Source organism: Bartonella sp. AA56HLJMS (genome assembly GCF_042197145.1).
Taxonomy (GTDB): domain Bacteria; phylum Pseudomonadota; class Alphaproteobacteria; order Rhizobiales; family Rhizobiaceae; genus Bartonella.
The window spans coordinates 1-2828 of sequence record NZ_JBHIRL010000061.1; the positions used below are offsets into that span (position 1 = coordinate 1).

At 44.7% G+C, this 2828-nt stretch carries 1 protein-coding gene; it reads left to right on the forward strand.

The genetic code is table 11. The annotated features are described in order from the left end of the window. On the forward strand, positions 1-2604 hold a 2604-nt coding region (locus tag ACFINI_RS09700; RefSeq protein WP_375648022.1), incomplete at its 5' end, for a hemagglutinin repeat-containing protein. Positions 2605-2828: the final 224 nt, after the last annotated feature.

A 2828-nucleotide genomic window follows, 5' to 3' on the forward strand; every position in this document is an offset into this window, starting at 1 on the left:
TTTAGTAGCAGCAAATCTGAGCATAACAAGATGGATGTGAGCCAAGTTGTGGGGTCAAGCATAACAGGGGGTGAAGGGGTTGCTGTTGAATCTGGCAATGATACCACAATCATTGGGTCTATGCTTTTTGCTGGCAAAGGAAAGGAAACAGCAGAAGATCAGGCAAAAGCGGATGTTTCTATTCATTCTGGTGGGAATATTCTCATAAAAGGAGCCCAAGAACAGTTTGACCAACAACAGCAATCGTCGTTAAGTGGATTTTTTTACGAGGAATCTTCCAACACATCTCAATTGCACACCACAACGGTCTCCTCTGTTCTGGGTGCAACGGGCAACGTTGACATAGACGCACAAGGAGATGCCAAGATTTCTGCTTCTCATCTGCTTTCAGGTCAAAACATCAATGTGACAGCAGAAAATGTGACGATTGATGGCATGCAAGATCACCATAGCAGCCACTCAGAAGAACATGCATCTGGTTTTGGCGCGGGTTCAGGCAAGGGCTTTTTATCGATATATGGGAGTGAGGAAAAGGTGCAAAATGAAGAGAGTTTTGAACATCAAGGCTCTTCTTTGAATGCGTATGGCACTATCAACATCATTGCCAAGAAAAAAGATGTGACAATTGTGGGCTCTGATCTTGCAGGGGAAGATATTAATCTTACCGCAGCCCGTGATGTCAATGTGCTTGTGGGTCATAATAGCCATAAATCAAACTCTGTAGAAGAACGGGAAGGTTTTGGGTTTCAGTTTGGAAAGAGCAGCAGCAGTGTTTCCTTGGGTGTTGGGGTTAAGAGCACGAAGGACACCGGTGATCAATGGGAAACAGCTTCCATTCAATCGCACATCACAGCACGCCAAGATGTGCAGATTACTGCGGATTGTGATGTGAACATGCAAGCGGCAGATGTTTTAGCTGATCGTGATGTGAACATCGATGCTGGCAATAATATCACGCTTTCGGAAAGCCAAGATATCTCTAAGACACAAAAAAAACATGAAAATTTCTTTGCTGGTGTTACAGGTTCTGTCAATGTGGGTATTCTTGGTACAGTAAAAGATGTAAAGGATGCAGTCAAACGTTTTGGTCATGGGGATACAAAACACAAAATCGGCAATGGTCTTATTTCTGGTCTAAAAGGCTATGATCTCTATAACAAAAGCAAAGATCTTTACAATGGGATAAAGGGTGGCTCACCAAAAGGTGCTCTTGCCAATATGGCTGATGTTTCAGCTAGTGTGACAGTGGGCTTTGAGACAGGGAAGACAGAAGCCTCTACTCAAGTCTCCACAGCGGTGACAGATACAATAGAAGCAGGACGCGCTGTTAATATGCAAGCCCACAAAGGTAGCATCCATGGTGTTGGAGCCGATATTATCGCTGGTACAAACCCGAGGCAAAGCAATGATACACAGAGCGGGAATATCACCATGGGAGCAGGTAAAGATATCATCTTTGAAAGTGCGCAAAACACGCAAAGCAAACAAAAACATAGCCAAAGCGCTTCAATGAATGTTGGGTATAGTTATGGTACTGGTGGTAGGGAAGTAACCGGCAATATCTCTTTTAGTCAAGGAGAAGGTTCCAGTGAACAGGTTCAACAAAAGAACAGCTATCTTATTGGCACCGGCACTGTTCATACCACGAGTGGGGCAAACACCACATTGGCAGGCGCCGTGGTTTCTGGAGAGCGTGTAGAAATGGAAGTAGGAGGTGATTTTACCGTTGTCAGCCGCAGTGATACGGGACAAAGTTCCAGCAAAAAAAACTCTGTTTCTGTTGGGGTTAAAGGCAATGGAAAGCCTGATGGTGCATCAATAAACGTCTCTTTCCAAAATGATCAATCCTCCAGCGATTATCACAGTGTTGTGGAACAATCAGGCATTAAAGCCCGTGATGACGGCTTTGAGATCACCGTTAAAGATAAAACAACGCTGACTGGAGGTATTATTGAAAGCACAGCCTTGGCAGAAAAAAACAGCCTGACCACAGGAAGCATCAGCACCAGTGATATTACCAACAGTGCGAGTGCCAAAGCCAGCAGTGATGGGATTAGCATTGCAGCGGGTGGTGCAATGGGCGAATACGACATCGCTAAAAACATTACCAAAAATGTTTTAGATCATGCAGAACAACAGGATTCAAGGGAAGGATATACCAAATCTGCCATTAGCGATGGCACCATCGTCATTACTGATGAAGCAGGGCAGAAGGCATTGACAGGGCAAGGCGTTGATCAAACCATAGCTTCCCTTAACCGTAATACCGCTGAAGCTCATAAGGGTGTATCACAAATAGATGTCACTAAGCTGGAACAAACAGCTGGTGAAGACCGTAAAATGGCAACAGAATTGCTGGAAGAAGGATTTAAATACAGCGATAAAGCCTATAAAAAATATAGTGAAGAAGCCTCTAAAAAGCGCAATGATGTAGCCCCTAAAAAGCGCAATGCTGAAGCCCCTAAAAAGCGTAATGCTGAAGCCCCTAAAAAGCGCAATGCTGAAGCCCCTAAAAAGCGTAATGCTGAAGCCCCTAAAAAGCACAATGATGTATCCCCTAAAAAGCGTAATGCTGAAGCTCCTAAAAAGCGCATGATGGAGTAGAAGGGGAAACCAAATCTGCTATCAGCGATGGGACTATCATCCTTACTGATACAACTGGACAGAGGGCGATGGGGCAAGATGCTGGACAAATCATTGATGCACTCAACCGCAACACCGCTACAGCCCACCAAGCAGTAGGACAGCTCAATGTCGCACCGCTTGAGGGGGTAGTACATAATCGCGTAGATATGATCAATGATTTATCGGATGAAGGATTGGGATAC